Source organism: Protofrankia sp. CiP1_Cm_nod1 (assembly GCF_920888515.1).
Classification (GTDB): domain Bacteria; phylum Actinomycetota; class Actinomycetes; order Frankiales; family Frankiaceae; genus Protofrankia.
Genome location: NZ_CAKKTM010000339.1, coordinates 1 through 4746, shown reverse-complemented (window position 1 = coordinate 4746; position 4746 = coordinate 1). Strand labels below are relative to the sequence as shown.

Genomic DNA, 4746 nt, shown 5'->3' with positions numbered 1-4746 from the left:
GTTGTGTCCTGAGGCGAGGCCGGCTGGCATTCGCCGTACCGGCCCGTAGGTATGGATCCGCAACAGCCGATCCGTGTCAAGCGTTGGACAGCCTTTACTGTCAACTATTTATCAGTATTTAATGCCTCTCAGGGAAATGTTAGGGCTGGGGGGCGTGGAGTGGTGGAACTTCTTATGCTGGGCCCACTCGAGCTACGGGTGGCCGATATTAATGTAGATCTTGGGTCGGCGAAGCAGCGAACGGTGCTTGCCGTCCTGCTGGCGGATCTCGGGCGGCCGGTGCCGCAGGATCTTCTCATCGACCGGGTGTGGGGGGACGCGCCTCCGGCCGAGGTGCGGAATGCGCTGTACACGTATGTCACACGTTTGCGGCGGATACTCGCGTGTACCCGCCAGGCGGAGGGGGGGAAGGTCGAGCTGGTCCGGCAGCGGGGCGGCTATCTGATCGACGCCGACCCCGCCCTGCTCGATCTGAACCGGCACCGTTGTCTCGCGGAGCGGGCCCGGGCGGTGGCCGACAGCAGCCCGGAGCGGGCGTGCCACCTGTTCAGGCAGGCCGCGGACCTGTGGCGGGGCGAGCCACTGGCCGGCCTGCCGGGGGACTGGGCCGCGCGGGTGCGGGAGAGGCTGGTCCCGCAGCGGCTCGGCGTGCTCGCGGAAAGAGCCAATCTTGAGATAGGGCTGGGCCGCGCCGACCGGGTGATCGACGAGCTGCAGGAGGCGCTCACCGAGAACGAGCTGTTCGAGCCGCTGAGCTGCCAGCTCATCCGGGCGTTGTGGCACGCCGGCCGCAGCGCCGAGGCGCTGGAGTGCTATGCGCGGGTACGCCGGCGGATCGCCGACGAGTTCGGCGTCGAACCCGGAGCGCGGCTACGGCGGCTGCACGAAGCGATCCTGCAGGGCACCCTCGAGGCCACCGCGCCGGTCACGCCGGCCACGCCGGCCGCACCGGCCGGGTCACGGCCGGACGCGGTGGGGCCGGCGGAGGGCGACGAGCCACCGGCCACGCAGCCACGGCCGCCGTGCCTGCTGCCCGCCGCCGTCGGGGACCTCACGGGCCGGGACGAGGAGGCGGAGCTGCTGTGCCAGCGGCTGACCGTTACCAGCTCCCCCCCGTCGATGCCCGTCGTGGCGGTGCTCGGCATGGGCGGGCTGGGCAAGACCGTCCTGGCGGTCCATGTGGCGCACCGGTTACGGGAGCACTTCGACGACGGCCAGCTCTACGTGGACCTGCACGGCCAACAGTGCAGCCCGGTCGATCCCGATGACGCGCTCGCCCGGTTCCTGCGCGCGCTGGGCGTCGCGGACAGTGAGATCCCGCTCGGTCTCGACGCACGCGCGGAGCTGTACCGCAGCCTGCTCGCCGACCGGCGGGTCCTGGTGGTACTCGACGGTGCCGCGGACGAGAGCCAGATCGAGCCGCTGCTGCCGGGGTCGGGCAGCTGCGGGGTGCTGATCACCAGCCGGGCGCGGCTGGCCGCGCTTTCCTGTACCCGGCTGCACCTGAGCGTGCTCGAGGTCGGGAACGCGACCCGGATGCTGGCCCGCATCGTCGGCGACGACCGGGCGTCGGCCGACCCCGTGGCCGCCCGTGAGCTGGTGCGCCTGTGTGGCTACCTGCCGCTGGCCGTCCGCGTCGCCGCGGCCAGGCTGGTGGCGCATCCCCACTGGAAGATATCCGGCCTGGTGTCCAGGCTGGTCGACGAGCGGCACCGGATAGCCGAGCTCCACCACGGCGCACTGGAGGTCCGCGGCAGCTTCGACCTGTCCTACCAGCGGATCGATCCGCAGGCGCGGCAGCTGCTGCGTCGGCTGGGGCTGCTCGGCCGGTCGATCTTCTCCAGCCGGGTCGTCGAACAGGTGCTGAGGACCGACCAGCGGACGGCCGAGGGAATCCTCGACCGTCTGATCGACGCGCAGATGCTCGACGTCGCCGGCACCGGGCCGGCCGGTGATGTGTTGTTCCGGCTGCACGAGCTGGTCAGGATCCACGCGCGTGACCGGGCGGAGCACGAGGAGAGCGGCCAGGAGATCCGCCGGATCACCGCGCTCGGGCAGCAGGTCGGTGACCGGCCGGCCGCCGTGAACGTCCCCGCCCAGGCGGGTACGGCCGAGGACCGGGGCGGCATCTGGAAGAAATGGCCGGCGGAAGCCGGCGTCGGCAGCCACTGACCAGGGCGGGCGGAATCCGGCCGCCGGGGACGTGGTCGGCGCGGTAACGCACGCGTGTCGACGGCCCTGCTGTCACCCGCGGTCCGCTCCGGGATGTGGTCCTCGCGGTAACGAATGTATGTCCTGGTGGGTCCGTCCGGGCGGGTTGCTTCCGGATAGCGGCAGCCGCGGGGGAGGATGGGCACAGGCGGCAGGGCTGGCGGTCAGCGATGTGAAAGTCGTCACAGCTCGTGATCGCCGCTGCTCGTCGTCACGTGATGAGATGGCGTGACCGTCGACGACGATTTCGGGACGCGACGACGATTTCGGGACGGCTGTGAGACTTCAAGACCTTCAAGACCTTCAAGACATTCTCGATCTTCGAGACGCTGTGAGACTGCGAGACGACTGTGAGGAGCCCCCGCGGTGAGGCTTGGGATGGGTACCCGAGAGGTCTTCGACGCGGAGAGCCTGCTTGAGGAGTACCTCGGGCCGCGTAAGCGTGGCCTGCGTTACGCCTATCCGTACTATGACGGGCTCACGACCAACGGTGACTCCGATCTGCTGTGCACCGGTGATCTGCTCGCGCCCTGCCTGCTCGGCGTCCAGGTGGACGTCGACCGGATGCACACGTTGACGGCGCTGACGCCGTTGCTGCAGCGCGGGCTCGACAAGCTCCCGCCCGGCATCGAGCTGATCGAGGCCGACGAGGCCACCCTCGATCTTGTCGCGGCCCTGTACGACCCGCTGGACGATCCGGACGTCTCCGACCGCGACGTCAAGGGGTCGCTGATCGCAAAGGTGCTGCACCGCAAGCGGCCGGCGCTGGTGCCGCTGTTCGACTCCAAGGTCAGGATCTTCTACCAGCACGAGCGCTGCATCCCGCCGTCTCCCCGGGACGGGCGTTCCTGGCGTGAGTACATGCAGCTGCTGGTCCGCGCCATGCAGTACGACCTGAAGGAGAACGCCGACGAGTTCCACCGGCTGTCCGCGCTCGTCCCCCGCAACGGGCCGCCGCTGACACCGCTGCGCATCCTCGACATCGTGGTGTGGATGAGCAGTGCGGTCTGATCTCCGCCGGTCTGATCGCCGGCGGTCTGATCTCCGCCGGCCGCTGCCGCGGGTGCCGCCGCCGGGGGCACGGTGAGGCGCGGCGACACGCCGTCGGGGTGCCTGTCCATCCTGGCCGTGGTGCCGTTGCGGGCGGCGCGTGCCCTGGCCGTGGGACGGGCGCCGGCCCGCCAGGAGGTCGGGCGGGGCGTGGGCCTGCGGGGCCGGATCTGGAACGGCGTCGCCGACACCGCCTTCGACGGTGTCGTGGTGGTCGGTGTGGACGGCCGGGTGGCCGCTGTCGGGCCACGCGACCAGGTGTCGCTGCCGGACGGCCTGCGCATGATCGACTGTGCCTGGATCGGGCCGGGTGTCGTCGATGCCCACGTGCATCTGCCGGCCACCGCCACGCCCGGGTACGACGAGCTGCGTTCCGGCGTCGTGGCTGTGCGTGACCTCGGCTCGTCGATCGAGCGGCTCGTCCACTGGCGGTTCGCCGCGCCGATCATGGTTGCCGGCGCGGGCCCCCGGGTGGTGGGCACGTCGCGGCAGAGGCCGCGCCCGGACCGCTCCGGGGAGCCGGTCGGCCCCGCCCAGGGTGCCACGGCCGACCGGCTGGAGGCCCTGCCTCCCGGCTCGTCGCGGTCCGCCCGCCGCGGTACCGCCGGCCGGGCCGCGGCGAGCCGCCACGCGCTGGGCCGCCACACACCGGGCCGTCACGGACGGAGCCGCGACGCGTCGGACCAGCACCCGTCAGGCCCGTACCCGCCGGACCAGCACCTGTCAGAGCAGTACTCGCCGGAACAGTACTCGCCGGAGTGGCACGTCTCGGACCACTACGGGCCGCGCCGTCATGGGCCGGGCTGGCACGGGCTGAGCTGGCACGGGCTGAGCGGGCTGAGCGGGCTGAACTGGCACGGGCTGAACTGGCACGGGCTGAACCGGCAGGGGGCGGGCCGGCAGGGAGCGGGGCGAAAGGCGCAGAGCTGGCACGCCCGTCGCAGCGACGCGGCGGTCGTCGTCGAGAGCCCCGCCGCGGCCCGCGGGCTCGTCGCCGGGCTCGTCTCGGACGGCATCGATCTGATCAAGGTATATGTCGGGGACGTCGCGACCAGCGCGGACACCAGGCGCGGGAGGCGCCCGAACTGGCCACCGTTGTCTCCGGCCGAGCTCGCGGTCATGGTCGAGGCCGCCCACGCGGCAGGGCTTCCGGTGACGGCGCACGCGCTGAGCGTCGACGCCGTCGAGATGGCGCTGTGGGCGGGCGTGGACGAGCTCGCCCATGTCCCGGTGGAGCCCCTGCCGCCGCGCACGGTCGAGCGGATCGCCGCCGCGGGCGTGCCGGTGGTCTCGACGCTGCAGTGCCATGCCGGGCTCGGCCCGGCCCCCGGGCGTAACGCGGCGCTGCTCCACCGGGCCGGGGTCACCCTGATCTACGGCACCGACGCGGGGGGCACGGGCAGCCGGCCGCCCGGAGTCGACCCGCGGGAGCTCGACCGGCTCGCCTATGCCGGGCTCGGCCGCCTCGGTGCGCTGCGCGCCGCC

Annotated in this window: 2 protein-coding genes and 1 pseudogene; all 3 read left to right on the top strand. The window is 72.0% G+C overall.

The genetic code is table 11. The annotated features are described in order from the left end of the window. Window positions 1–174 precede the first annotated feature (174 nt). Window positions 175–2172, top strand: a complete 1998-nt coding sequence (locus tag NBX02_RS15320) for a BTAD domain-containing putative transcriptional regulator (RefSeq protein ID WP_250291901.1) — start codon at window positions 175–177, stop codon at window positions 2170–2172. A gap of 405 nt (window positions 2173–2577) precedes the next feature. Beyond that, a complete protein-coding gene (locus NBX02_RS15315; RefSeq protein WP_445548455.1) occupies window positions 2578–3222 on the top strand; it encodes a DUF6308 family protein in 645 nt (214 codons plus the stop codon). A gap of 72 nt (window positions 3223–3294) precedes the next feature. Then, window positions 3295–4746: pseudogene (locus tag NBX02_RS15310) on the top strand (hypothetical protein); the annotation flags it as partial.

Excerpts from the sequence above, each read along its gene's own strand:
- NBX02_RS15320 (WP_250291901.1), top strand. The coding sequence starts at position 175 with ATGCTGGGCCCACTCGAGCTACGGGTGGCCGATATTAATGTAGATCTT.